A 25,194-nucleotide genomic window follows, 5' to 3' on the forward strand; every position below is an offset into this window, starting at 1 on the left:
AATGCAATTAACAAAAGAAGAATTTAAAAATAGACTTAAGCGTAAATTAAACGACTACTATGAAGAGGATATCGATACCGCTTCTACTAGTGAGTTGTTTGCGGCAATTAGTGCAATTGTTAGAGATGGTTATGCACCACAATGGCGTCGTACTCGTATTGCAGAAACTAAGCAAAAAGAAAAACAAGTTTATTACTTCTCAATTGAATTTTTGCCAGGTACTTTATTAAAGAGCAATTTGCTTAATTTAGGCTGGTTAAAGACAGTTAGAGAGGCTTTGAGCGACTTAGGTTTAGATTTAGATAAAATTGCAGAGTATGAGCCAGATATGGCTTTAGGTAACGGTGGTTTAGGCCGTTTGGCAGCCGCCTTTATGGATTCACTAGCTTCTACTGGCTATACAGGAAATGGTAACGGTATTCGTTACAAGTATGGTTTGTTTAAGCAAAAGTTCGTTAATGGTTACCAACGTGAATTGCCTAATGATTGGCTTAAAAAAGAAGGCCACTGGGAAGTTAGAAGAGAGAGTAAATCTGTCTTAGTAAGATTCGGTGGCAAGGTCAACATGGTTGAAGACAATGGTTGGCTGATTCCGCAATATGAAGGCGAAAGAGTAGTCCGTGCCGTACCATATGATGTTGCGGTTGTCGGCTATCAAGATGGTTTGACTAATACCTTGCGTTTATGGGATGCAGAAATTCCACCTGAGGAAGAATTAAACTATCCAACTATTTCAGATCGTCGTCGTGTAGAAGATTTAACCTCAATTCTTTATCCAGATGACTCAAACTACGAAGGCCGTTTATTAAGGTTAAAGCAAGAATACTTCTTTGTTTCAGCTGGTTTGCAAAGTATTTTGGACTACTACATTACCAAATTAGGTAATAAGAACTTTGCTCAATTGTCAGACTACGTTGCAGTGCATATTAACGATACTCACCCAGCAATGGCAATTGCCGAATTGATGCGCTTGTTGGTTGATGAACATCGCGTGGACTGGGATACTGCTTGGAATATTACTCAAAAGGTAATGAGCTACACCAACCACACGATTATGGCAGAAGCAATGGAAAAATGGGACGTCAACATGATGTCAGAACTTTTACCAAGAATCATGCAAATCATTACTGAAATTGACCGTCGTTATTGTGAAGGTCTAAAGGGTCGTGTGTCAGATGCAGTAATTGATCGAACTAGAATTATCAAGAATGGTCAAGTTCAAATGGCCCACTTAGCTATTATTGGCTCACATTCAGTTAATGGTGTGGCTGCTCTTCACACGCAATTACTAGAAACTGAAGTTTTGAAAGACTTCTACAATCTTTATCCTGAACGCTTCAACAACAAGACCAATGGTATTACCTTGCGTCGCTGGCTCCAGATCGCTAACCCTGAATTGTCTGATTTACTTGATCAAACTATCGGTAAAGAATGGCGTAGCGATAGCAATAAGATGCTTAATTTTGAAAAGTATTACCACGATACCAAGGTCTTGAACCAACTTCATGAAATTAAGTTAGACAACAAGAAGAAGCTGGCTAAATTTGTGAAGGAACAAACTGGTATTGAGATTGATCCAACTGCAATCTTTGATGTTCAAGTCAAACGAATGCACGCATATAAGCGTCAAACTTTGAAATTGTTGCATATTTTGAAACTGTATCAAGATTTGAAGGCTGGAATTGATCACCCAAAGAGAGTGATAATTTTCGGTGCCAAGGCTGCTCCAAGTTATGTATTTGCTAAGCAAATTATCAAGGTAATCAATGAAACAGCCAATATGATCAACAATGATCCAGATATTCACGGCAAGCTAAAAGTTGTTTTCCTTGAAAACTATAACGTTTCATTAGCTGAAAAAATTATTCCTGCGGCAGATATCAGCGAACAGATTTCTACTACAACTAAAGAAGCTAGTGGTACCAGCAATATGAAATTGATGGCTAACGGTGCTTTAACTGTAGCCACAATGGATGGTGCAAATATCGAAATCAAAGATGCTGTTGGTGAAGAAAATATCTTCACGTTTGGTTTGAACAAGGATCAAGTTTACAAGTATTATGCCGAAAAATCATATCATCCTAGAAAGATGTATGAGGAAGATCCTGTAATGAAGAAGGCTGTTGATGCGTTAATTGATGGTACGGTTCCTAACTGCTCATCAGAAGGACAAGCTTTGGTAAACAACTTCTTATCAGATAACGAGCAATTCTTGGTATTAGCTGATTTTGAAGCTTACTTGAAGGCACAAAAAAAAGTTGAACAAACTTGGGCACAAAAACGCATATGGCAACAAATGAGCTTAGTCAATATTGCGCACTCAGAACGGTTTGATTCAGATAAAACAATTGAACGCTATGCTCAAGATATTTGGCATTTAAAGAAACTAAAGATTGAAAAAGTTGATCGCTAATGAAAGTAACTTATGATTCTTGGCAAAAACAATATAAAACTCCTTTTGGAGCAATTCAGGCCAATACTTTAGTAACGTGGGCAATCGCAATCGATCAGCCAGTGCAAGAAGCAGATCTGTGGCTAACTAAACTTAATGAAGATCCAGTCGCCTATCCCATGAATTACAATGATGAGACTCAAAAGTATGAGACTCAGGTAAGAGTTGGCAGCTCCGGTCTATATAATTATTATTTTGCCATTAAGCAGAATAATCAGATGTTTTATGTAGATCAAGGGCTCTTCGGCCAAGGCAGATTAAGGCAGGATGATCACAACTTGAAGCAATATCAATTAATTTGTTATGAGCGCAAGGTACCGCAAGTTGATTGGTATGATCAGGGCGTAGTTTATCAGATTTTTCCTGATCGTTTTGCTAATGGTAATCCTTATGGTGAAGTCACGGGACGCAAGAAGAATAGTTTCTTGTATGCAACTGAAGAAGATACGCCATATTACATCAAGAATAGTCGAGGAGAAATTACGCGTTGGGACTTTTTTGGTGGCAACTTGGCCGGAATTCGAAAAAAGCTGCCGTACCTAAAAAAGCTAGGCGTAAATACTATCTATCTGAACCCGATTTTCTTAGCTACCAGCAATCACCGCTACGATACGGTTGATTATATGAAGATCGACCCCATGCTCGGGGATGAAGATGATCTGCGCGGTTTGATTCATGATTTGCATCAAAATGGCATGCATCTTTTACTAGATGGCGTGTTTAATCACGTAGGACAAGAGAGTATTTATTTCCAAGAGGCTATTAAGGATAAGAGCAGTCATTATTATTCTTGGTTTAACTTTATTAATTATCCTGAAAAATACCAATCATGGTGGGGCGTATCGTCTTTACCTGAAGTTAATAAGAGTAATCCAGAATACCAAGATTTTATATATGGTGATCATGGCGTATTAGCCAAGTGGATGAAGGATCAAGTAGATGGTTGGCGCTTAGATGTCGCCGATGAATTGCCGATGGACTTTTTACGCAATATTCGCAACCGTCTGATGAAGGAAAATTGTCAGGTGATGATTGGTGAAGTATGGGAAGATGCCTCAGACAAATTCGTAAATAGTGAGTATCGGCCGTATACTTTCGGTGATAATTTAACCGGAGTTATGAATTACCCCGTACGTAACTTTATCGTTGGTCTGTTAACAAGTGAAAATAGTGATGCCGAGATAGCGTTGATGAATAAGCTGGCTTTATTAGTAGAACACTATCCAACTAACTTTTTAAGAAACTGTTTGAACAACATTGGTACGCATGATACTGTGCGGATTAAAACAGCACTGCAAAATGATGAAAAGCTGGTGCTATTGGCCTTTGGCTTAATGTTTATGCTGCCAGGCGTACCTTGCATTTATTATGGGGATGAAGCCGGATTAATTGGTGATAAAGATCCTGATAATCGACGCTTCTTCCCATGGGGACGCGAGAGTCGTAGTCTAATTGCACAAGTTAGCAAATGGATTAATGTGCGAAAACAAAATCCGGTGCTGGTAAAAAGCAAGATTGGCTTTTTGCGTATAGCAACAGGAATTAATGCAATTGTCAGATATGATGAAAAAGTCATTATGGTTTATTGTATTAACAAAAATAAAGCAGAAACTGTTTTAGCTAAAGAAAACTTTGCTTTCTATTGTTTGCCTAAAACTATTGCAGAAGAAGTGGCAGCTGAGTTAGATCAGACGAAACTCTCCGGTGAAGATAGCATCCTTAGGAAAATACCAAGAAAAGCAAATATAGGTTAAACAAATAAATTTTTAGTTTTATAATTATAAGAGATAATAGAAAACATTGATAGTAAAAAGACAGCGTTAATCCATCAATTATGTAGATTTAATGAAATAGAGGACAAAATGGACGCTAAAGAAATTTATGAAGAATGGCAAAATGCTACTAACTTACCTGATTATTTAAAGGATCAATTAAATAAATTGGGCAAAGATGAAAAATGGGTTGAAGATGCCTTTGGTCAAGATATTAATTTTGGTACTGCAGGGATGAGAGGACGCCTTGAACCGGGTACCAATAGAATCAATTTATTCACTGTAGGCCGAGTTACTGAAGGCTTGGCACGTTTAATTGAAGAAAACGGTGAAGAAGCTAAAAAACGTGGTGTCGCAATTTCCTTTGACTCAAGATATCACTCAAGAGAATTTGCAGGACATGCAGCTCGCGTACTTGGAGCACATGGCATTCACGTTTACTTATTTGATGACTTAAGACCAACCCCTGAACTTTCATATGCGGTTCGTCATTTACATACTTTTGCAGGGATTAACATTACTGCTTCTCATAATGCTAAACAATACAATGGTTACAAAGTTTATGGTGAAGATGGTGCACAAATGGCACCAGAACATGCTGATCGTTTGTTTAGCTATGCTCAAAAAGTTACCGATATTTTTGGTGTTAAAGCTGCACCAGTTAAGGAACTTCGTGCAAACGGCACTTTACAATTAATCGGTGAAGACGTCGATGAAGATTACTTGAACGAATTGAAGCAAGTTACTGTTGATAAGGACATGGTTAAGGCAAATGCCGATAAATTGAAGATTATCTACACACCACTTCATGGTACTGGTAAGATGCTTTACGACCGTGCCTTTAGACAAGGTGGTTTTGATAACGTCATTCCTGTTCCAAGCCAATCAATTATCGACCCAGAATTTCCAACAACTATTAAGCCAAACCCAGAATATCGTGATGTATTTGAGCCAGGATTCAAGCTTGCTGATAAAGTAAATGCTAATGTCATTATTGCTACTGACCCAGATGCAGATAGAATGGGTGCTGCAGTTAGAAAAGCTGACGGCGATTTTAAAGTTTTAACTGGTAACCAAATCGCTACTTTGATGGCTTACTACTTACTTGCTCACCTTAAAGAAAATGGCAAGTTGAGTAGCAACTATGAAATTGTTACTTCAGTAGTTTCAAGTGCTTTGCCATTTAAGATTGCAAAGGCCTTTGGCATTAAGACCAAGCATGTTTTGACTGGTTTTAAGTATATCGGTGAAGAAGTTGACCGCATGAACAAGGCTGGCGATGCTAAGTTTTTGATGGGCTTTGAAGAAAGTTATGGTTACTTGTTCAAACCATTTGCACGTGATAAGGATGCTATGCAAGGCGCACTGATGTTTGCTGAAGTTGCTAGCTACTACGCTTCACGTGGCATGACTGTCTTCGATGGTTTACAAGAAATCTGGAAGAAGTATGGTGTCGCATATGAAATCACCAAGGCCATTGAAATGCCAGGTATTGGCGGTCAAAAGAAGATGGCAGAATTGATGAGCAAGTTGCGTAATGAACACTTGACCGAAATTAATGGTCACAAGGTACTCAAGATTCAAGACTTCTTGAAGAAAGAAACTGTTGAAGATGGTAAGGTAACTCCACTTGAAGGTTTCCCAGAATCAAACGTTTTGAAGTACTTCTTGGACGATGAAACTTGGGTTGCACTTCGTCCATCAGGCACTGAACCTGTTATTAAGGCTTATGTAGGTGTCAACAAGAAGGACATTGCAACTGCAGAAAAAGCTGCTGAAGATTACCAAAAAGCTTTGGCTGAGCTTCTAAAATAATTAAGCATATTTAGTGCGAAAGCACGTTCGCGGTAGTAAAATATAAATACTAGTTGAAAAGTTGGGCATCAAGTCCAACTTTTTTCTTGAGGAGAAATTTATGATTAAACGACAAAAAGATCGGAAGTTTGAGTTAGTATCTAAATTTAAACCCGCTGGAGATCAAGAGCAAGCTATTGATGAATTAACAGCTGGTTTTAAAAAAGGTTATAAAGAACAAATCCTAGAAGGTGCAACTGGTACTGGTAAAACTTTTACTATGGCCAATATTATTGCCAAGCTTAATAAACCCACTTTGGTAATTACGCACAACAAGACCTTGGTTGGTCAGCTTTACGGCGAGTTTAAGGGCTTTTTCCCACATAATGCCGTTGAGTATTTTGTGTCTTACTATGATTACTACCAACCAGAAGCTTATGTACCACAATCTGATACCTATATTGAAAAAGACTCATCAATTAACGATGAAATCGATCAGTTGCGTCACGCCACGACATCAGCTTTGATGGAACGTAACGACGTGATTGTGGTAGCTTCAGTATCATGTATTTATGGTTTGGGTGATCCTAAAGAATATGCTCGCAGCGTGTTAATGATTCATGAAGGTCAAGAATATGAACGCAATACCTTATTGCGTGATTTGGTTAACTTGCAATATGACCGTAACGACATTGACTTTCAACGTGGACGTTTTCGTGTGCGTGGCGATGTGGTTGAAATTTTCCCTGCCGGTAACTCTGAGCACGCTTATCGAATTGAATTCTTCGGCGATGAGATTGATCGTATTGTGGAAGTTGATTCTTTGACTGGTGAAGTAATTGGCGAACGTGAAAGTATTTCGCTTTTCCCAGCAACGCACTTTATGACTAATGACGAACAAATGAGGCGCGCACTTAAGGCGATTTCTAAGGAAATGAAAGTGCAAGTCAAAAAGTTCGAGGGCGAGGGTAAATTGCTTGAAGCTGAAAGAATTAAGCAAAGAACCACGTATGACATGGAAATGATGGGCGAAGTTGGCTATACTAATGGGATTGAAAACTATTCTCGTCATATGGAAGGTAGAAAAGCCGGCGAACCACCATATACTTTGCTCGATTTCTTCCCAGATGATTTCTTAATTTTAATTGACGAATCTCACGCGACTATGCCAGAAATTCGTGCGATGTATAATGGTGACCGCAATCGTAAGAAGACTTTGATTGATTATGGTTTCCGTTTGCCATCAGCTTTAGACAACCGTCCACTTAAGTTGTCTGAATTTGAGAAACATGTAAATCAAATTTTGTACGTATCTGCTACTCCTGGTGATTATGAACTTGAAAGAACGGACCACAAGGTAGAGCAGATTATTCGACCAACTGGTTTACTAGATCCAAAGATTGAAGTAAGGCCAATTGAAGGGCAAATCGATGACCTGGTTGGTGAGATTAACAAGCGAATTGATCGCAACGAGCGTGTATTTGTTACTACTTTAACTAAGAAGATGGCTGAAGATCTGACCGATTATCTGAAGGATTTAGGAATAAAGGTCCGTTACTTGCACTCAGATATTAAGACGCTAGAACGAATGCAAATTTTGCGTGATCTGCGACTAGGCAAGTTTGATGTCTTAATCGGTATCAACCTTTTGCGTGAAGGGATCGATGTACCAGAAGTTTCCTTAGTGGCAATTCTAGATGCGGATAAGGAAGGCTTTTTACGTGCATATCGACCATTGGTTCAAACGATGGGACGTGCTGCTCGTAATGCCAACGGTGAGGTAATTATGTATGCTGATACGATTACTGATTCCATGAAGGCAGCGATTAAGGCCACTAAGAGACGGCGTAAGATTCAGGAAGAATTTAATAAAGAGCATGGTATTACGCCTAAGACGATTATTAAACCAATTCAAGATGTAATTTCGGTTACTAAGCCTGCTGGAGATGCTAAGGAAGAAAAATCCGATAGCTTTGCAGATTTGAACTTTGATGAGTTAACAGCCAAGCAAAAGAAGAATATGATCAAGAACTTGCAAGAGCAGATGAAGGAAGCTGCCAAGAAGCTTGACTTCGAAGAAGCTGCTAATTTGCGGGATGCAATTATGGAATTGCAGTCATCATCAAGAAAGCCGAAGACAAGAAAAGGGAAGAATTTTAATGGCAAATGATAAAATTGTTATTCGCGGTGCACGTGAACATAATTTAAAAGATATTAATTTAACCATTCCTAAAGACAAGTTAGTAGTAATTACCGGTTTGTCTGGTTCTGGTAAAAGTTCTTTAGCATTTGATACGTTGTATGCCGAAGGTAGACGTCGTTATGTACAATCACTGTCTAGTTATGCTAGACAATTTTTGGGCCAAATGGATAAGCCAGATGTTGATTCAATAGATGGCTTAAATCCTGCTATTTCAATTGACCAAAAGACTACTTCACATAACCCTCGTTCAACTGTAGGAACGGTTACTGAAATTAACGATTATTTACGTCTTCTTTGGGCTAGAGTGGGTCACCCAATTTGTCCTAATGATGGCACTTTAATTGAAAGACAATCCGTTGATCAAATGGTTGATCGAATTATGGCGCTGCCCGAAAGAACCAAGATTCAATTACTAGCTCCTGTAGTTCGTGCTAAACGCGGTGAACATAAGGAAGTCTTCAAGCGAGTTCAACGTGCCGGATATGTCCGTGTCATCGTTGACGGCGAAATGCATGAGATTGGCGAAGAATTTAATCTTGAGAAAAATAAGCGTCACTCAATCGATATCGTGGTTGACCGTTTAATCGTTAAAGACAGTATTAAGTCTCGTTTATTTGATTCAGTTGAAGCCGCATTGCGTTTGTCAGATGGTTACATGAACGTTGATGTCATTGGCGGCGAAATGATGAACTTCTCTGAATACTATGCTTGTCCTAAATGTGGTTTTACAGTTGGTGAAATGGAACCAAGATTGTTCTCATTTAATGCGCCATTTGGTGCTTGTCCTGACTGTGATGGCTTAGGAGTAAAGCTTGCCGTTGATGAAGATTTGGTTGTTCCCGATAAAAGTCTGACTTTAGCTGAAGGGGCACTTGCTCCATGGAAGACTTCTAATTATTATTCAGAAATGCTTGAACAAGCTTGTACCGCATTGAAGATTCCAATGGACAAGCCATTTAATAAATTAACTAAGCGTCAAAGAGACATCGTTTTGCATGGTTCTACTAAATCGGTAAAATTCCATGTTACTGGCGATTTTGGTGTTAATGATACAACGCAACCATTCGAGGGCGTAATGGCTAATGTTGAACGACGCTACAGACGACCAATGTCTAAATTTATGCGTGACGTAATGGGCAAGTACATGACTGAATTAACCTGTGCTACTTGTCATGGCAAGCGTCTTAATGAAAAGGCATTGGCAGTCAAAGTTATGGGCAAGGATATTGCCGAAGCTTCAGATTTGTCTATTAATAAAGCATTGGCATTCTTTAAGAGCGTAAAGTTTAGCGAACAAGAAACTGTGATTGCCAAGCCAATTCTAAAAGAAGTAAAAGATCGTCTTTCATTCTTGGATAGTGTTGGACTTGATTATTTGACCCTTTCTCGTTCAGCCAATACTTTGTCTGGTGGAGAAGCTCAGAGAATTCGTTTGGCTACGCAGATTGGTTCTAACTTGTCTGGTGTTATGTATGTCTTAGATGAACCTTCAATTGGTTTGCACCAACGTGATAATGATCGTTTGATTGCATCACTTAAACGCATGCGCGATTTAGGCAATTCACTGATTGTGGTTGAACACGATGATGAGACTATGCGCCAAGCCGATTATTTGGTAGATATGGGACCAGGTGCCGGTGTCTATGGTGGTAAAGTGATGGCACAAGGTACGCCAGAAGAAGTAGAAAAGAATCCTAATTCACTAACAGGTCAATATCTTTCTGGTAAAAAGTTCGTGCCAGTGCCATTAAAACGTCGTAAGGGCAACGGCAAATTTATTACAATTACTGGCGCACAAGAAAACAATTTAAAGAATATTGATGTTAAATTCCCATTAGGTAAATTTATTGTAGTTAGTGGCGTGTCTGGTTCAGGTAAATCAACTTTAGTTAATATGATTTTGAAGCGAGCTTTAGCACAGAAACTAAATAATAATTCCACTAAACCTGGTAAATATAAGTCGATCAAAGGTTACAAGAATATCGAAAAGATTATTGATATTGATCAAAGTCCAATCGGTAGAACTCCTCGTAGTAACCCTGCAACTTATACCAGTGTCTTTGATGATATTAGAACGCTTTTTGCTCAAACCAATGAAGCAAAGATGCGTGGTTATACCAAGGCACGTTTTTCATTCAATGTTAAAGGCGGACGTTGTGAAGCCTGTCACGGTGATGGTATCATTAAAATTGAAATGAACTTTTTGCCAGATGTTTATGTACCTTGTGAAGTGTGCCATGGCAGCAGATATAATTCAGAAACACTTGAAGTAACCTACCGTGGTAAGAATATTGCTCAAGTGCTAGATATGACGATCAATGAAGCATGCAAGTTCTTTGAAAATATCCCTAAGATTCAACGCAAGTTGCAAACGATTGTCGATGTAGGTTTGGGCTATGTTAAATTAGGTCAGTCTGCTACGACACTTTCTGGTGGCGAAGCTCAAAGAATGAAGTTGGCCGCAGAACTGCAAAAATTATCTACCGGTAAAAATTTCTACATTCTTGATGAACCAACTACTGGTTTGCATACAGATGATATCAAACGCTTGCTTAAAGTATTGCAACGCTTGGTTGATGAAGGAAACACCGTTTTAATCATTGAACATAATCTTGATGTAATTAAGAATGCCGACTGGTTAATCGACTTAGGTCCTGAAGGCGGTGATGGTGGTGGTCAAGTTGTTGCCACAGGTACACCGGAAGAGGTCGCTCAAGTTAAGGAAAGCTATACTGGTCAATACCTTAAGCCAGTACTCGAGCGTGATACGAAGTTAACCGAAGAAGCGCAAAAATAAATTAGAAGTTATCTTTTATCCTCAAATAAGTGTAAAATATGTAGCAAGGAGGATAAAAATGGATATTTTTTCAAGTTCTAGAGATAACCGCAGTTTTGACTGGGGTGCCTTTATTGCAGGTATCTTAATGGTAGTTGTTTCATTTATTCTTTTGAGACACCCTGCTAAAGGTTTACATGCATTCGTTTTAATTTTTGCAATCATTTCAATCGTACAAGGCTTAGTATGGCTTGCCGGCTATTCACGTTTTAGAAGCTTTTTCTCACGTAGCTGGGTAGCACTTATTTCAGGTATTTTGGACATTATCGTTGGTATTTTGTTCTTATGCTCATACGATGTAGGTGGCTTAACCATTGCATACTTGTTCGCAATTTGGTTCTTTGTAGACTCAATTGTGGGTATTGCCTTTTCATGGCACTTACGTGATTTCTCAGGTGGCTACTTCATCTTTAACCTAATTTTGAATATCATCAGTTTGATCATCGCAATTTGCTTGATCTTTAACCCAGTTTTAGCAGCATTAAGCTTGGTATGGCTTGTTGCCTTCTGGCTTTTGGTATTCGGAATCAACGAAATCGTTTTAGCATTTATGCATCGTTAATATTAAAAGAAGCCGTAAGGCTTCTTTTTTTGCTGTCAAAATGAAACGCCCGGGTGTATGATATAATTTATGCAAGGAGGAACTAACGATGGCTGATGAGAAAAAACAATTATTAATTGTCACGGGGATGAGTGGTGCAGGTAAGACTGTTGTTGCTCATGACCTTGAAGATATGGGCTATTTTGTAGTCGATAATCTTCCTCCCACATTGCTAGGAAGCTTTTGGGATTTAATCAATAATTCCAATGATTTCCATAAGGTAGCAGTAGTAATTGATTTACGAGTAAAAAGTTTTTACACAGATTTATTAGATGAAGTTAATTCATTAGAGGATAACGGCAATGTCCAAGCAACTATTCTCTTTTTGGATGCTTCAGATGATGTTTTAGTAGCTAGATATAAAGAAACAAGACGTTTGCCTCCATTAGCTAATAATGGTAAGGGACGATTGCTTGATGGTATTCAAGAAGAACGTCACATTTTAATCCCAATTAAAAATCGTTCTAACTACATTATTAATACTTCTAACTTGTCTACTAAGAAATTAAAGCAAAAGTTAATTAATACTTTTAGTGATCGTAAGCGACAACCATTTTCAATTGAAGTTATGTCATTTGGTTTTAAGTATGGGATGCCAATCGATGCAGATATTGTAATGGATGTACGTTTTTTGCCTAACCCATTTTATATTCCAGAATTGCGTCCATTTACAGGACTAGACAAACGTGTCTTTGACTACGTAATGAATAAAAAAGAAACGCAAGTCTTTTATCATAAGTTGTTAGACCTGCTTGAGACGGCGATTCCTGGCTATATCAAAGAAGGAAAAGAGAAACTTACAATTGCAATTGGTTGTACAGGCGGTCAACACCGTAGTGTGTCAATTGCTCAACAACTTGCTCGCGATTTAGCTAAAAAGTATCCAGTCGATATTACCCACCGTGAAGTGAGTCGCTATATTAGAAAGTAGGCATGACAATGTCATACGGAGAAACAAGAATCGTGCGCGTTATTAAAGGCAGACGCCCACGGATAGTCGTAATTGGTGGGGGAACAGGCCTGCCAGTTATATTAAATGCCTTAAAAGATCAAAATGCGGAAATTACTGCAATTGTTACTGTTTCAGATGATGGTGGCTCATCTGGCTCCATTAGAAACTTTATTAACGTTGTTCCGCCTGGTGATATTAGAAACGTATTGGTTTCATTAAGTGATTTACCACAAGAAGAAAAAGATATTTTCCAATACCGTTTTGATTCCTCTGATGCATTCTTCTCAGGTCATGCGATTGGTAATTTGATTATCGCTGCCTTGAATGAAATGCACGGCAATATTTTTGATGCAGTTCAATCTTTATCTAAAATGATGCGAGTAGATGGCCATGTTTTCCCTGCTTCAAATGAACCATTAACCTTGAATGCGGAATTTATCGATGGCACTACTCAGTCCGGTGAAACCGAAATCACTTCTAAAGATAAGCGAATTAAAAGAGTATGGGTTACCGATACTGACTCAGATGCAGAACCTAAGGCAGTATTACCGGTTCTTGCTTCAATTATGCAAGCCGATGCCGTTGTTCTAGGACCAGGTAGTTTGTTTACTTCAATTTTGCCTAACTTGATGATTTCTAACTTGGGTGAAGCTGTTCGTGAGACTGAAGCAGAAGTTATCTATATTTGTAACATTATGACTCAGCGCGGTGAAACTGATCACTTTAGTGATGCAGAACACGTAGAAGTAATCAATAATCACTTAGGTGGTCACTATATCAATACTGCTTTGGTTAATGGCGCTAAAATTGATATGAGCAAATTCCACCCTGAAGATTATGATGCTTATCTTGAACCTGTAAGAAATGACTTTGAAGGTTTAAGAGCACAAGAATGTCGTGTAATTACCGATGACTTTATTGATCAAAGACATGGTTTAGTCTTCCATGATGGTGAAAAGGTAGCTAAGGAAATTATTAATCTGGCATTTGAAGCAATGTCACGAAAGAGAATGAAGGAAAATTAATGGCTAGTTATGCTAGTGAGGTCAAAAAGGAGCTAACTTCGCTTGAGGTGCATCCAGAGCATGCAAAAGCAGAGTTAGCCGCTTTTTTGCGGATGAATGGAGTTTTAAATCTTCATGATCATCAATTTAGTTTAGATATTACAACAGAAAATCCTGCGATTGCGCGACGCATTTTTAAATTAATCAAAGTAGCCTACGGTATTGAGCCATTGCTGATTGTTTCGCGCAAGATGAAACTAAAGAAAAATAATCAATACTTAGTTCGTCTTAATCAAAAAGTGCAAGAAATTCTGGAAAATTTGCAAATTTGGGATCCTGAAAAGGGATTAGTAACCAGAATTCCTGAACGAATTCGTAAGTCTCGTGAAGGGGCAATGTCATACTTGCGTGGTGCCTTTTTAGCCGGTGGTAGCGTCAATAACCCTGAAACTAGTCGTTATCACTTAGAGATTTATTCAACTTATGAAGATCATAATGAAGATCTAGCTAAGATTATGAATGAATATTTCTATTTGAATGCTAAAATGACTAAGAGAAGAAGAGGTTATATCGTTTATCTCAAAGAAGCTGAAAAAATTGGCGACTTTTTGCATATTGTAGGTGCATTAAATGCCATGCTTAATTTTGAAGATTTGCGGATTATGCGTGATATGCGTAACTCAGTTAACCGTTTGGTTAATTGCGATACCGCAAATATGAAAAAGACAGCTTCTGCCTCGGCTAAACAAGTTGAAGATATTCAAACAATTCAGGCAGAAAAGGGCTTAGATGATTTGTCAGAAAAATTGCAAGTGCTAGCTCGTTTTAGACTGGCCCATCCTGAATTAACTTTAAAAGAAGTAGCGGATCAGATTCCCGATGGTCCTATCTCTAAATCAGGAGTAAATCACCGCTTTAAAAAATTACATGAAATTGCGGAAAGTTTAAGAGCATAAAAAAAGATCACTTCAATCGAAGTGATCTTTTTTTGCGTAATCAGTTAATGATTACTTCTTCTTGTTGACCATAATTTCGTCAATTAAACCGTATTCCTTAGCTTCTTCTGCAGTTAAGTAGTTGTCACGTTCAGTATCCTTTTGAATCTTGTCCAAAGGTTGACCGGTAGTTTCGTGTAAGATTTCGTTAATCTTCTTACGACTCTTTAAAATTTCGTTAGCTGCAATTTGAATATCAGTTTGTTGACCTTGTGCACCACCTAATGGTTGGTGAATAAGGACGGTTGAGTTAGGAAGTGCGAAACGCTTGCCCTTAGTACCACTAGTCAAAAGGATGGAAGCCATTGAAGCAGCCATACCAATTGCAATAGTAGAAACATCCGACTTGATAAAGTTCATGGTGTCCATGATAGCAAGACCAGAGGTAATAACACCACCAGGAGAGTTGATGTAAAGTGAAATATCCTTAGTGTTGTCTTGAGCATCTAAGAAGAGCAATTGAGCAATGATTGAGTTGGCCATTTGGTCATTAATTTCACCACTCAGCATGATAATTCTGTCTTTAAGCAAACGTGAGTAAATATCGTAAGCACGTTCGCCACGAGCAGTTTGTTCAATAACTGTAGGTACTAGCATAAATTTGCCTCCTAAATTTTTCGTTATATTTAATTAGCACTCATTCAAGTACAGTGCTAATTAAATCACTTCGTAATAAAAGTGTCAAATAATGAGACTTACTTGTATTGAAATTGTATTTTTGCGAGTGAATCTTATATATTATAATTACTATGTAAAACCAAAATTATGTAATATCGGAGGATAGGCTTGAAGTATACAAATAAAATTTTAACCGCTACATCTGCTGTAGCACTTAGTGTAGGTTTGTTAATGGGCTATGCTAAACCTGTTTCTGCTGCTGACGCTAACTCAGCAAGTAAGACAACAGATACTAATAGCTCTAGTGATAGTAAAAAAGCACCAGTTCAAACCAGTACTTCTTATGATTTGATGGTTAAAGTGGGTAGTGGTAGACGCTACAATGTTTACAAGAAGATCAGCAATGGTAAGCCTTCTGGCAAGATCGCTGATGCAAGTGACTACCAATACGCTCATATTCAATCAGATCAAAGTATTAAGACTAGAGATAATGGTACTTATTGGCGTATTTACGTAGACGGCCGTAAGGTTGGTTACGTAAACCAAAACTATTTCACTAGAAACACAATTGCTGTTCCTAAGACTGTAAGTTTGGTTAGAAATAGCAACTACCTCTTTGATCCTACTGATGCAATCAGTTATGTAACCAACAATATGGGTACTGTGATTGATAACCAAGATGTAGATGTATCTGAAGATATGATCGACTGTACTGATCCAGGTACTTACAATGTTAAGTACAGTTATGGTTCTGCTAAGGCAACAGTTAAGGTAACTGTTAGAAAGAGCACCAAGGAAGGTATTGCCGACGCAAGCAAGGTTCAAGCTAAGTCATTTGACGGTAACTTGAAGTCTTGGAAGACTTACTATGGTAGTTCAGCTAACTATGTAACTAAGACTGACTTTGCTCCTGATAAGTCTAAGCATACTTATACTAGTGATGATGGTAATTTAACCTTTAAGACTCGATTCTTCCAACCAGTTTTATTGAGTGTTGCTAGAGACATTAAAGATGACGACTACATTAACCGTGTAGGTCACATTCCAGAAGGTATCACGATGTCAAACGGCTGGCTTTACACTAGCTTGCTCAGCAGTACTACTATTACTGACGGCCACATTGTGGGTTACAACTTGAACAACTTGACTAACGCCTTTAACGGTCAATACTTACTTGATATGTCACAAAGCAAGTTTAACTCATATGTTAAGAACATTAAGGTAAGTCCTTATATTCCAATTGGCCACGGTCAAGCTATGGGTTCTACCGACAAGTACGTCTATGTATTGAACAACAATAATAAAGTTTCATACAAGAGTAACTTCTCAACTGAATTAGTTCAAATCCGTAAGAGCGACATGTGCATAAACAAGATCTGGACTATTAAATGCTGGAACGGTAGTGAATCAGAAGGTCGTTACTTCCAAAACGGCGTAATCGTAAGTGATAACAAGATGTACACTACAACTTACAACAAGGATGACGATCAAACTGAATACTGGGAATTCAACCGTAAGGGTGACAACTGGTATCCAACTATTGTAGGTGCAACTAAGGGTGGCATTGTTTCAAACACTTACACTCAAGGCTTCACTTATGATCCTAAGAACAACAACTTCTACATTGCATTTAACGATGTAATTGCTAAGATTGCCAAGAACGGTGAAGTTAAGGATACTTACCAATTCCACACTGGTCGTGAAATTGAAGGTATCGCAGTAGCCAACAACAGACTTTACACTAACTTGGCACAACGTGCAGAGCTGCTTGAAAGTAGTCAAACTTTGACTAAGTAAAATTTAAGATATAAAAAATAGCGATGATTAAAATCATCGCTATTTTTTTATGCTTTAGTATTAGTTGGCTTGAGCATCTTGATGTTTCTTAATTGTTGGAAGGATTAAACCTAATGCAATTAAAATGATTGGAGTCAAGATGTTTAAGAGCAATGTGAATGGATCTGGTGAGTAAATACCAAAGATACAACATGCAGCAGTAACTACGAAACACCAAATACCAGCAGTGTAAGCTAAACCTTGATGTTTAGTCATTTGATAAGTAGTTTCAAACTTTTCTTGGTGCTTTCTTAAAGCAATGTAAGCTGTGAATACCCAAAGGTAACGAAGTGGCATAGTAGTTGAGTTTAACTTAACCAATTGAGCCATAACAGCTTGTGCGTTAGGTACAAGGGCTTGAATTGCGATCAAACCACCTGACAAGATAACTACCATCCAGATACCGTTGATGTAGGCACCGTGTTTGTTAAGCTTGAGCAAACTCTTTGGAATAAATTCCTTAGCTTCTTTACTACCTAGAAGCATTCTAAGTGGAGCATCGATACTAATTACCAAAGTTGAGAATTGGCCGATTACGTTACACCATGAATAAATGTACATGAATAAGCCACCAACATGGTAATATTCACCAAGCTTTTGGAATGCCATGTAGGCACCGTTTGAAATGTATTCGTTAAGGTTAGCGTTAACTACCTTAGGATCAAACATCAATGCCATGGCAAAAGTACCTAAGATAGCTGAAACCATAACCATGATTGCAAGAGCCATCATTGCCTTAGGGAAGTTCTTTGATGGATCCTTAACCTTATTTACATAAGGAGAAATCTTTTCACAACCACCAACGGCAAATACCAAAATTGAAAGTGAAGTAAAGTACTTAACATTAAATGTTGGCATTAAGTTCTTCCAATTGAAGTTGATGCTGTAAAAACCAGCATGTGGGTTGATAGCTGGAGCTGCGAACATCATGATAATGAATAAGATTGACATGATGAACATTGAAGAACCGGCAACAGTAGCTAAGCCCTTTAAAACTGGAATACCACGACTGGCAACCCAGCAGAAGAACAAGAAGACAACTAAAGTTGCAAATTGAGTCCAAGCAGTAGGTAAACCATCGTACCAATGAGTATTACCAAAAATACCCCAGGCCATGGCTCTCAAACCACCGGTACCCTTACTTGAAATATAAACAACGTGGCAGGCCCAGTAAGTCCAACCAGCGTAGTAGGCCCATTTGGCACCCATTGTGGCGTTAACCCAAGATGAAACCCCACCTTCAGCGTTTTTGAAAGTGGCACCAAGTTCACCAACCATCAGTGCATAAGGAACAAAGTAGAGAAGGAACATTACGATCCAACTGAAGATGACCTTTGTTCCATCAAAGTAGACGTAGCCGTTAACAACGTTACCAAATCCCCATACGGTAGAGAAGGCCATCATTGCCAAGGTCGTCCACATCATCTTTTTAGGATTGTTTTGTGATTCAACCATAAACTATATCTCCTATATTACTAAAATATTTATGTGAACTTTTTAATTATATAACAATAACGTTTGCAAAATTTTAATGTTAATGCTACTCTCATAAGAATTTAACGCCTTATTTTTGGGTAGCTGGTCACTTATAAAGGTGCTTTTATGAATATTATTTTTTAATGTAAAAGATAAAATGATCTTATATATTTTTATATTGGATATTGGCCGATTGTAAAATTAAATTGAACACTTTGTAAAAAATAAAAGCCCATCTGGGCCTGTTTGATAGAACGTTAATAACCACAAAAACTTCTATTGGAGGTCACAAATGGACTCTTTATGTTTTACCATGAATCAGCGCATTAAAGGCAAACACTTATCATTCGAAGAGCGGGTTATTATCCAAACTCGTATTAAAGACGGCTTCTCTCTTAGAGCTATTGCACGTGAACTTGGTTGTTCCCCGTCTACCATCAGCTATGAAGTCAAACGCGGTACTGTTTCTCTTTATCATGGCAAACAGAGGCGGTACAAGGCTGATCACGGTCAAAGCGTTTATCAGGCTAATCGATACCATTGTGGCCGCAAATCAGGCTTCTTGAAGAAATCTGATTTTATCGAATATGTTAACAAGCATTTCTCTGAAGACGACTGGTCGCTTGATGTATGTGTCAATCGCAGTTTGGCTATAGGAGAATTTTCTAGTAATCAAACGGTTTGTACTAGAACCCTGTATAACTATGTCGATCAAGGATTAATGGATAGCAGAAACTGTGATTTGCCCGAAAAGTTAAAACGCAACACTAAAATTCATCGCATCCGCAAAAATAAGAGAAAGCTTGGCCGAAGCATTGAAGAACGTCCACAAGAGATCAACGATCGAAAAGAGTTCGGCCATTGGGAATGCGACCTGGTTTTAGGACATGAGACTAGAGATGATCAAGTACTGCTGACTTTGTCTGAGCGAATGAGTCGTGAGTTTTTAATCTTGCGGATTCCCGATAAGACCGCTGCCAGTGTCATGCATGCTTTTAGAACGCTTCAAAAACAATACAGCGAGCACTGGAACGACATCTTCAAGACATCATTAACATTGAAACCTGGTGCAATTCACTGCCGAGAAAGATCTTAGCATATCATACCCCAGATGAAATCTTTGAAAAGGAATTGAATCGTATCTATCAAACAGCATAAGTGTTCAATTTATTATTGCAATTTACGATATTTTTATATTTACTTTATTTTTATGGGAGAAAAGAAAAAAGAGCGATGAACTATCGAAATAATTCATCGCTCTTTTATTTCCTAAGATGGGTCCCCTGGGAGTCGAACCCAGATTTTAAGAACCGGAATCTTACGTGCGATCCATTACACTAAGGACCCGTATGACTCTATCAGTATAACAAAAAAAGATAGCAAAGAAAAATGATTTCACTTAACTTGTAACATTTTTAAATTCGCACATCTTTTTCTTGAATTACGAAAAATACATTGTTATACTAACAGTGTCGATTGGGAAATGTATGGATGTTGGATGTACGTTTCTCTTATATTTTTAAGTATTCTGGGACAGAAATCGACACAGGCATGGTCGTAATTCGTCCCAGGGAAAGGAGGGAACGATGGATTCGGACTTTTCTTTGCTCGAAGCGCTCGTTCCCGACGTCTTAAAGATTCTTCGACAAAGGTATCTTGTCCTTGAGCAGATCGCGTTACATGCGCCAATTGGTCGCCGTAGCGTAGCTCAACATTTAGGGCTTTCGGAAAGAAACATTAGAACCGAAACGGAATATTTGAATCAGTTAGGCTTGATTGAAATTAAAAGTTTCGGAATGTTTTTAACCGAAAAGGGCGAGAAAACATTGAAAGATGCAGGACCATTGATTGACCGCCTCTTTAATGCCGGAGAGACAGAGGTAGCTCTTGCTAAGAAATTAGGAATTGATAGAACTCTGATTGTCCCTGGTAACGCTGATCTACAAGATCGTGTGTATGAAGAGATGGGGGAAAAGTTAAGTTCAGCTTTGAATTTACTCTTGCCTTTAGGACATTCAATAGTTACAATTCTAGGTGGAGCGGCTTTAGCAAAATCTGCGAAGTATTTATCTCCAGATTTAGCTAATAACCGTCAACTGGAATTTGTTCCAGGTCGCGGAGCCTTGGGCGAGAATGTTGAAACGCAAAGTAATACAATCGTTCAAGAGATGGCTGCTAAGACTTCAGGTACTTATAAGACTTTATATTTGCCTGAGCAAGTTTCAGCAGATGCGTATAAATCGCTTATACGTGAATCTTCGATTGCAGATGTCCTGCAAGATATTTCACAAAGTGATGCTGTGATTCATGGTATTGGGTTAGCCCAAGAAATGGCACAGCGTAGAGGCTATGATTCAATTAAGCTCTCTAGACTTCGTGAAAAGAAGGCCGTCACCGAATGTTTCGGGTGTTTCTTCGATGAAAATGGCAAGGTTGTCGACCGTATCACCCAGGTTGGATTGCAGTTTGAGAACCTATACAAAATACCCCACATATTTGCCTTTGCTTGCGGTAGTCGCAAGGCTGAAGCAATCAAAGCTTATATGCCTAATGCACCACATCAAACCTGGTTAATTACTGATGAAGGTGCCTCAAATATGATTTTAAAGGGGAAATAAAAATCCCGTTTAAAATAAATGTTGTTTATAGTTCTTAAGGAGGACTTTAGGTTATGACAGTTAAAATTGGTATTAACGGTTTCGGCCGTATCGGTCGTTTAGCATTCCGTCGTATTATGGACCTTGGCGAAAAGACTAAGGACATCGAAGTTGTTGCTATTAACGACTTGACTACTCCAGCAATGCTTGCTTACTTGCTTAAGTACGACACTACTCATGGTACTTTCAACCACGAAGTTTCATCAACTGATGACTCAATCGTAGTTGACGGTAAGAAGTACCGTGTTTACGCTGAACCACAAGCACAAAACATTCCTTGGGTTAAGAATGACGGTGTTGACTTTGTTCTTGAATGTACTGGTTTCTACACTAGCAAGGCTAAGTCACAAGCTCACCTTGACGCAGGTGCTAAGCGTGTATTGATCTCAGCTCCAGCAGGTAACGACTTGAAGACTATCGTTTACTCAGTAAACGAAAACACTTTGACTGCTGACGACAAGATCGTTTCAGCTGCTTCATGTACTACTAACTCACTTGCACCAATGGCTAACGCTTTGGACAAGGAATTCGGTATCGAAGTTGCTACTATGACTACCATCCACGCATACACTGGTACTCAAATGACTTTGGATGGTCCTTCACGTAGTGGTAAGGAACAAGACGCTCGTGCTGCTGCTGAAAACATTATTCCTCATACTACTGGTTCAGCAAAGGCTATCGGCTTGGTATTGCCTAACTTGAACGGTAAGATGAACGGTCACGCACAACGTGTTCCAGTTCCAGACGGTTCAGAAACTGAATTGGTATCAATCTTGAAGAAGAAGGTTACTGCTGACGAAGTTAACGAAGCTATGAAGAAGTACGAAAGCCCATCATTTGCATACAATGGTGACCACATCGTTTCAAGCGACGTTATCAACATGACTGCTGGTTCAATCTTTGACCCAACTCAAACTATGGTAACTACTGCAGGTGACAAGCAATTAGTTAAGACTGTTGCTTGGTACGACAACGAATACTCATTCACTTGCCAAATGGTTCGTACTTTATTACACTTTGCTACTCTTTAATCATTAATTAAATTTAACTGATTATAGGTTAAGTGGTAATTGAGAAGGCGGAGGGAGATTCTTCCTTCCGCCTTTTTTTGAAGGAAAAATATCAAAATAATCGGAGGATTATAATGGCTAAATTAATCGTTGACGATCTTGATGTTAATGGCAAGAAAGTCTTAATGCGTGTAGACTTTAATGTTCCTATTAAAGATGGTGTTATTGGTGATGACAACCGTATCGTTGCTGCACTTCCAACTATTAAGTACATCATCGAACACGGTGGTAAAGCAATTCTTTTGAGTCACTTGGGCCGTGTAAAGTCAGATGCTGACAAGAAAGAATTATCATTAAAGCCAGTTGCTGAACGTTTAAGCGAACTTCTTAAGAAGCCTGTAACTTTTGTACCATCAAACGAAGGTAAAGAAGTTGAAGACGCAATCAACGCTATGAAAGATGGCGATGTTGTTGTTCTTGAAAACACTAGATTCCAAGATATTGACAATGACTTTGGTAAGCGTGAATCAGGTAACGATCCTAAGCTTGGCGAATACTGGGCAAGCCTTGGCGACATGTTTGTAAACGATGCCTTTGGTACTGCACACAGAAGCCACGCTTCAAACGTTGGTATTGCTACTGCTATGAAGAAAGACGGCAAGCCAGTTGCTGCTGGTTTCTTGATGGAAAAGGAAATCAAATTCTTAGGTAACGCTGTTGAAAACCCAGTTCACCCATTCGTAACTATCCTTGGTGGTGCTAAGGTTTCAGACAAGATCGCTGTTATTAAGAACTTGATTCCTAAGTCAGACCACATTTTAATCGGTGGTGGTATGGCTTACACTTTCTTAGCAGCTCAAGGCCACAAGATTGGTAAGTCATTGTTTGAAAAGGACAGAGTTGAACTTGCTAAGGAACTTTTGAAAGAAGCTGACGGCAAGATCGTTCTTCCAGTTGACAACGTAGCTGCAACTGAATTCTCAAACGATGCTTCACGTGAAGTTGTTGGTGACGATATTCCTGACAACATGATGGGTCTTGACATCGGTCCTAAGACTGTTGAAAAGTTCACTGAAATTCTTAAGGACGCTAAGACTGTTGTTTGGAACGGTCCTATGGGTGCTTTCGAAATGCCTAACTTCGCTAAGGGTACTTACGCAATTGCTGATGCCTTAGCTAACTTAACTGATGCTACTACTATTATTGGTGGTGGTGACTCAACTTCTGCTGTTAAGAAGTCTGGAGTTGCTGACAAGATTACCCACATCTCAACCGGTGGTGGTGCTTCACTTCAATACCTTGAAGGTAACGAATTACCAGGTATTGCATGTATTTCAGACAAGTAATTTAAGTTAAGGAGATAATAGACTAATGAGTCGTACACCAATTATTGCTGGTAACTGGAAATTACACATGAACCCAGAACAAACTACTGAGTTCGTTGACGCAGTTAAGGACAAGTTACCAGATCCAAGTAAGGTAGAATCACTTATTTGTGCACCTGCAGTTGACCTTGATGCTTTGAGAAAAGCTGCTAAGGGTTCAAACTTGCACATCGGTGCAGAAAACTGCTACTTTGAAGACGAAGGTGCTTACACTGGTGAAACTTCACCTAAGGTCCTCAAAGAAATGGGTATGGACTACGTAATTATTGGTCACTCAGAACGTCGTGGCTACTTCCACGAAACTGATGAAGACATTAACAAGAAGGCCAAGGCAATCTTTGCTAATGGCTTGAAGCCAATTATTTGCTGTGGTGAATCACTTGAAACTCGTGAAGCTAACAAGCAAGAAGACTGGGTAGTTGCTCAAATTAAGGCTGCTTTAGATGGTCTTACTGCTGAACAAGTATCTTCACTTGTAATTGCTTATGAACCAATCTGGGCTATTGGTACTGGCAAGACTGCTTCATCAGACCAAGCTGAAGAAATGTGCAAGACTATTCGTGAAACTGTAAAGGACTTGTACAACGAAGAAACTGCAGAAAACGTTCGTATTCAATACGGTGGTTCTGTAAAGCCAGCTAACGTTAAGGAATTAATGTCAAAGCCTGACATTGACGGTGGCTTAGTTGGTGGTGCTTCACTTAAGCCTGAATCATACTTAGAATTGGTAAACTACCAAGACTAATTTTGATCATAAAGAAAATAGCTTCTGCCAATGCAGAAGCTATTTTTTTGTGCCTTTAAATAACGGCTTATCATGGCAAAAATAGCAGTCGATATAGAAGTATAAATGCTTTTAATGACAAATGATAACGCTTTAGCACTTGTGCTTTGGCCAGGACCAAGTATAATAAGGGTTGGAAGTTATGATTGAACGGATTATAACTTCTGAATATTCAGTCTCTGCCTAATAATTCCTTATTACTTAATAAATACAAACTTCATGGCAGAAGATACATCTATATCTATATCACTTTCTAGAGAAGCAGTTATGAAAAATTTTTATAACTGCTTTTTTGTGTTAATTAGGATTAATTTCGAACTTTTGATTAATTGGTGGGAAGGTTGGAAGTTTAAGTGGCGTGACATGCCATTGAGTAAATAAAATAGAGGTTAAGAGGATAAAGGGAACATCCTCTGGCTTATTAATTTCGCACGTCAATACAACACCTTTATCACCCATCATGGTTTTAACATTGGCTACCTTTTTGATACCAGATCTAAAGGTATAAGTACCATGTTTGATACTACCAGTTACGACGTAGTTAAGCTGAGTGAGATAAAAAATATTGGTGCTAGGAGTGTTTAATTTTTTTACGCCAACAAGAGAGTGGTTTACCACATCAATGGTAAAAGAAGCTATCAGACCAGCACCGTCAGAAAAAAGACGGCCCACTTCCTTATTATTTATATCATTCAAATAAAGAGTATGATTGGGATTATCTAGGTTGCCTTGAATAAAGAATTTAACCTGACCATCAGAAGCAATGACAGGTATTTGGCCGTAATCCTTTTCTTGATTAAGCTCTAACCAAAACAACAT

At 38.6% G+C, this 25,194-nt stretch carries 17 protein-coding genes, 1 tRNA gene and 1 pseudogene; 15 read left to right on the plus strand and 4 right to left on the minus strand.

The features are described 5' to 3' along the window. The first annotated feature begins 1 nt into the window (after position 1). The 9 genes from BN1206_RS03085 to whiA all read left to right on the plus strand — a co-directional run bounded on the left by BN1206_RS03085 (position 2) and on the right by whiA (position 14,570). Positions 2 to 2,413, plus strand: a complete 2,412-nt coding sequence (locus BN1206_RS03085; RefSeq protein ID WP_052542925.1) for a glycogen/starch/alpha-glucan phosphorylase — start codon at positions 2 to 4, stop codon at positions 2,411 to 2,413. Next, on the plus strand, positions 2,413 to 4,206 hold the full coding sequence (locus BN1206_RS03090; RefSeq protein ID WP_052542900.1) for a glycoside hydrolase family 13 protein: 1,794 nt from the start codon (positions 2,413 to 2,415) through the stop codon (positions 4,204 to 4,206). The genes BN1206_RS03085 and BN1206_RS03090 overlap by 1 nt, the downstream gene beginning before the upstream one ends. A 108-nt stretch (positions 4,207 to 4,314) precedes the next feature. Beyond that, complete coding sequence (locus BN1206_RS03095) at positions 4,315 to 6,039, plus strand: phospho-sugar mutase (protein WP_013437490.1); 1,725 nt, start codon at positions 4,315 to 4,317, stop codon at positions 6,037 to 6,039. Between the two features lie 100 nt (positions 6,040 to 6,139). Then, complete coding sequence (gene uvrB, locus BN1206_RS03100; protein ID WP_052542901.1) at positions 6,140 to 8,188, plus strand: excinuclease ABC subunit UvrB; 2,049 nt, start codon at positions 6,140 to 6,142, stop codon at positions 8,186 to 8,188. Then, entirely contained in the window at positions 8,178 to 11,018 is a 2,841-nt protein-coding gene (uvrA, locus tag BN1206_RS03105) for an excinuclease ABC subunit UvrA (protein ID WP_052542902.1), read from the plus strand. The genes uvrB and uvrA overlap by 11 nt, the downstream gene beginning before the upstream one ends. A 58-nt stretch (positions 11,019 to 11,076) precedes the next feature. After that, positions 11,077 to 11,619, plus strand: coding sequence for an HdeD family acid-resistance protein (locus tag BN1206_RS03110; RefSeq protein ID WP_013641667.1), 543 nt, complete (start codon positions 11,077 to 11,079; stop codon positions 11,617 to 11,619). 88 nt (positions 11,620 to 11,707) lie between these two features. Continuing rightward, positions 11,708 to 12,589 (plus strand): RNase adapter RapZ, encoded by an 882-nt coding sequence (rapZ, locus tag BN1206_RS03115; protein WP_052542903.1) that lies wholly within the window; start codon positions 11,708 to 11,710, stop codon positions 12,587 to 12,589. An 8-nt stretch (positions 12,590 to 12,597) separates the two neighbouring features. Next, complete coding sequence (gene yvcK, locus BN1206_RS03120; RefSeq protein ID WP_013641668.1) at positions 12,598 to 13,635, plus strand: gluconeogenesis factor YvcK family protein; 1,038 nt, start codon at positions 12,598 to 12,600, stop codon at positions 13,633 to 13,635. Further along, positions 13,635 to 14,570 carry a DNA-binding protein WhiA gene (gene whiA / locus BN1206_RS03125; protein ID WP_013437496.1) on the plus strand — a complete coding sequence of 312 codons (936 nt, stop codon included), beginning with the start codon at positions 13,635 to 13,637 and terminating at the stop codon, positions 14,568 to 14,570. Before yvcK ends, whiA begins: the two co-directional genes overlap by 1 nt. Positions 14,571 to 14,621: 51 nt before the next feature. On the opposite strand, the gene clpP is transcribed toward whiA, so the two are convergent. Next, positions 14,622 to 15,206 (minus strand): ATP-dependent Clp endopeptidase proteolytic subunit ClpP, encoded by a 585-nt coding sequence (gene clpP, locus BN1206_RS03130; RefSeq protein ID WP_013437497.1) that lies wholly within the window; start codon positions 15,204 to 15,206, stop codon positions 14,622 to 14,624. A gap of 189 nt (positions 15,207 to 15,395) precedes the next feature. On the opposite strand from clpP, the gene BN1206_RS03135 reads away from it, so the two are divergent. Continuing rightward, complete coding sequence (locus tag BN1206_RS03135) at positions 15,396 to 17,024, plus strand: SH3-like domain-containing protein (RefSeq protein ID WP_014565680.1); 1,629 nt, start codon at positions 15,396 to 15,398, stop codon at positions 17,022 to 17,024. Positions 17,025 to 17,084: 60 nt separating this feature from the next. On the opposite strand, the gene BN1206_RS03140 is transcribed toward BN1206_RS03135, so the two are convergent. Then, on the minus strand, positions 17,085 to 18,518 hold the full coding sequence (locus BN1206_RS03140; protein ID WP_013437499.1) for an APC family permease: 1,434 nt from the start codon (positions 18,516 to 18,518) through the stop codon (positions 17,085 to 17,087). A 313-nt stretch (positions 18,519 to 18,831) separates the two neighbouring features. Here BN1206_RS03140 and BN1206_RS03145 point away from each other — a divergent pair. Further along, a pseudogene (locus BN1206_RS03145) lies at positions 18,832 to 19,697 on the plus strand (IS30 family transposase). Between the two features lie 117 nt (positions 19,698 to 19,814). On the opposite strand, the gene BN1206_RS03150 reads toward BN1206_RS03145, so the two are convergent. Continuing rightward, positions 19,815 to 19,886: transfer RNA gene (locus BN1206_RS03150), tRNA-Arg, on the minus strand. Between the two features lie 239 nt (positions 19,887 to 20,125). On the opposite strand from BN1206_RS03150, the gene BN1206_RS03155 reads away from it, so the two are divergent. The 4 genes from BN1206_RS03155 to tpiA all read left to right on the plus strand — a co-directional run bounded on the left by BN1206_RS03155 (position 20,126) and on the right by tpiA (position 24,336). Then, positions 20,126 to 21,157: a sugar-binding transcriptional regulator gene (locus BN1206_RS03155; protein ID WP_013641671.1), complete on the plus strand. Its 1,032-nt coding sequence runs from the start codon at positions 20,126 to 20,128 to the stop codon at positions 21,155 to 21,157. A 53-nt stretch (positions 21,158 to 21,210) separates the two neighbouring features. Next, on the plus strand, positions 21,211 to 22,227 hold the full coding sequence (gene gap / locus BN1206_RS03160) for a type I glyceraldehyde-3-phosphate dehydrogenase (protein ID WP_013437503.1): 1,017 nt from the start codon (positions 21,211 to 21,213) through the stop codon (positions 22,225 to 22,227). A gap of 113 nt (positions 22,228 to 22,340) precedes the next feature. Continuing rightward, positions 22,341 to 23,552, plus strand: coding sequence for a phosphoglycerate kinase (gene pgk / locus BN1206_RS03165; RefSeq protein WP_013641672.1), 1,212 nt, complete (start codon positions 22,341 to 22,343; stop codon positions 23,550 to 23,552). Between the two features lie 25 nt (positions 23,553 to 23,577). Beyond that, positions 23,578 to 24,336 carry a triose-phosphate isomerase gene (gene tpiA / locus BN1206_RS03170; RefSeq protein ID WP_013437505.1) on the plus strand — a complete coding sequence of 253 codons (759 nt, stop codon included), beginning with the start codon at positions 23,578 to 23,580 and terminating at the stop codon, positions 24,334 to 24,336. 336 nt (positions 24,337 to 24,672) lie between these two features. Here tpiA and BN1206_RS03175 read toward each other — a convergent pair whose 3' ends face one another. Next, positions 24,673 to 25,194, minus strand: coding sequence for a hypothetical protein (locus BN1206_RS03175; protein ID WP_013641674.1), 522 nt, complete (start codon positions 25,192 to 25,194; stop codon positions 24,673 to 24,675).

This window comes from Lactobacillus sp. OTU4228 (assembly GCF_001006945.1).
Classification (GTDB): domain Bacteria; phylum Bacillota; class Bacilli; order Lactobacillales; family Lactobacillaceae; genus Lactobacillus; species Lactobacillus amylovorus.

Coding starts and splice junctions, on each gene's coding strand:
- BN1206_RS03090 (WP_052542900.1), top strand. CDS start 2,413: ATGAAAGTAACTTATGATTCTTGGCAAAAACAATATAAAACTCCTTTT.
- clpP (WP_013437497.1), bottom strand. CDS start 15,206: ATGCTAGTACCTACAGTTATTGAACAAACTGCTCGTGGCGAACGTGCT.
- BN1206_RS03140 (WP_013437499.1), bottom strand. CDS start 18,518: ATGGTTGAATCACAAAACAATCCTAAAAAGATGATGTGGACGACCTTG.
- uvrA (WP_052542902.1), top strand. CDS start 8,178: ATGGCAAATGATAAAATTGTTATTCGCGGTGCACGTGAACATAATTTA.
- uvrB (WP_052542901.1), top strand. CDS start 6,140: ATGATTAAACGACAAAAAGATCGGAAGTTTGAGTTAGTATCTAAATTT.
- rapZ (WP_052542903.1), top strand. CDS start 11,708: ATGGCTGATGAGAAAAAACAATTATTAATTGTCACGGGGATGAGTGGT.
- pgk (WP_013641672.1), top strand. CDS start 22,341: ATGGCTAAATTAATCGTTGACGATCTTGATGTTAATGGCAAGAAAGTC.
- BN1206_RS03085 (WP_052542925.1), top strand. CDS start 2: ATGCAATTAACAAAAGAAGAATTTAAAAATAGACTTAAGCGTAAATTA.
- yvcK (WP_013641668.1), top strand. CDS start 12,598: ATGTCATACGGAGAAACAAGAATCGTGCGCGTTATTAAAGGCAGACGC.
- whiA (WP_013437496.1), top strand. CDS start 13,635: ATGGCTAGTTATGCTAGTGAGGTCAAAAAGGAGCTAACTTCGCTTGAG.
- gap (WP_013437503.1), top strand. CDS start 21,211: ATGACAGTTAAAATTGGTATTAACGGTTTCGGCCGTATCGGTCGTTTA.
- BN1206_RS03095 (WP_013437490.1), top strand. CDS start 4,315: ATGGACGCTAAAGAAATTTATGAAGAATGGCAAAATGCTACTAACTTA.
- BN1206_RS03110 (WP_013641667.1), top strand. CDS start 11,077: ATGGATATTTTTTCAAGTTCTAGAGATAACCGCAGTTTTGACTGGGGT.
- BN1206_RS03175 (WP_013641674.1), bottom strand. CDS start 25,194: ATGTTGTTTTGGTTAGAGCTTAATCAAGAAAAGGATTACGGCCAAATA.
- tpiA (WP_013437505.1), top strand. CDS start 23,578: ATGAGTCGTACACCAATTATTGCTGGTAACTGGAAATTACACATGAAC.
- BN1206_RS03155 (WP_013641671.1), top strand. CDS start 20,126: ATGGATTCGGACTTTTCTTTGCTCGAAGCGCTCGTTCCCGACGTCTTA.